General features: G+C 53.1%; 1 protein-coding gene. It reads right to left on the bottom strand.

From position 1 onward, the window contains the following. The coding region (locus Q4551_RS16115; protein WP_303434945.1) for a cadherin repeat domain-containing protein at positions 1–1,289 on the bottom strand (1,289 nt) is incomplete at both ends.

The following is a 1,289-nucleotide window of genomic DNA, read 5'->3' as shown; positions in this document are numbered from 1 at the left end:
AGTGACGCATCTGTACCAGACAACGAATAAACCGCCGTCGCGTCATCGGTCGCTGCGGTGTAAATAACCGAGCTGGCGCCAGAATTTTCGTCAATGGCATCTGCCAGAGTCCCGGAGTTAAATACCGGTCCTGACTCATCCAGATCATTGACAGCCAGAGTGACGGTCTGATCAGTGAAGTTACCAGCCCCATCGGTGGCGGTGACGGTAAAGCTGTAGTTTGGTTTGCTTTCGTAATCAGCATCCGCCAACAAGGTGACCTCGCCGGTGCTTGCATCAATAGAGAAATACGCAGCATCTGCACCCGACAAACCGAAACTCACGCCATCAGAGATATCAGCAGAGTCATCCGCAGTGGCGGTATAAATCACACTGCCGGCACCGCTGTTTTCATCGATCGCAGTGGCGATAGCGCCAGAAGTAATCGTCGGTGCGACTTCATCCAGGTTATTAACCGCCAGGGTAACGGCCTGATTAGTAAAGTTACCGGCTCCATCGGTAGCGGTGACAGTAAAGCTGTAGCTTGGTTTAGTCTCGTAGTCAGCATCAGCTTTTAGAGTCACTTCGCCAGTATTGGTATCAATGGTGAAGTAAGCCGCGTCAGTGCCGCCAAGGCTAAACGTTACGCCGTCCGAAATATCAGCAGAGTCATCAGCGGTGGCGGTATACACCACTTGCCCAGCACCAGAGTTTTCATCGATAGCAGTGGCCGTCGCGCCAGATGTAATGCTTGGCGCTGCTTCATCGAGGTTATTCACCGACAGCGTGACGGTTTGATCGGTGTGGTTACCCGCCCCATCGGTGGCTGTAACAGTAAAGCTGTAACTTGGTTTGGTCTCGTAGTCCGCATCCGCCAACAGAGTAACTTCGCCGGTGGCTGAGTTGATGCTGAAGTACGCGGCATCGTCGCCTGAGAGCGAGAAACCCACGCCATCAGAAATATCTGCAGAGTCATCCGCAGTGGCGGTATAAATCACACTACCCGCACCGCTGTTTTCATCGATCGCAGTGGCGATAGCGCCAGAAGTAATCGTCGGTGCCACTTCATCCAGGTTATTGACCGCCAGCGTCACGGTTTGGTCGGTATGGTTACCAGCTCCATCGGTGGCGGTGACGGTAAAGCTGTAGCTTGGTTTGGTTTCGTAATCAGCATCCGCCAACAAGGTGACTTCACCGGTGGCTGAGTTGATGCTGAACAAAGCAGCATCAGCCCCCGAGAGGCTATAAACCGCTGTCGCATCATTGGTTGTGGCTGTGTAAATAACCGAGCTGGCACCAGAGTTTTCATC

It is taken from the genome of Oceanobacter sp. 5_MG-2023 (assembly GCF_030548165.1).
GTDB lineage: Bacteria > Pseudomonadota > Gammaproteobacteria > Pseudomonadales > Oceanobacteraceae > Oceanobacter.
This window is presented reverse-complemented; position numbering and strand designations above follow the sequence as displayed.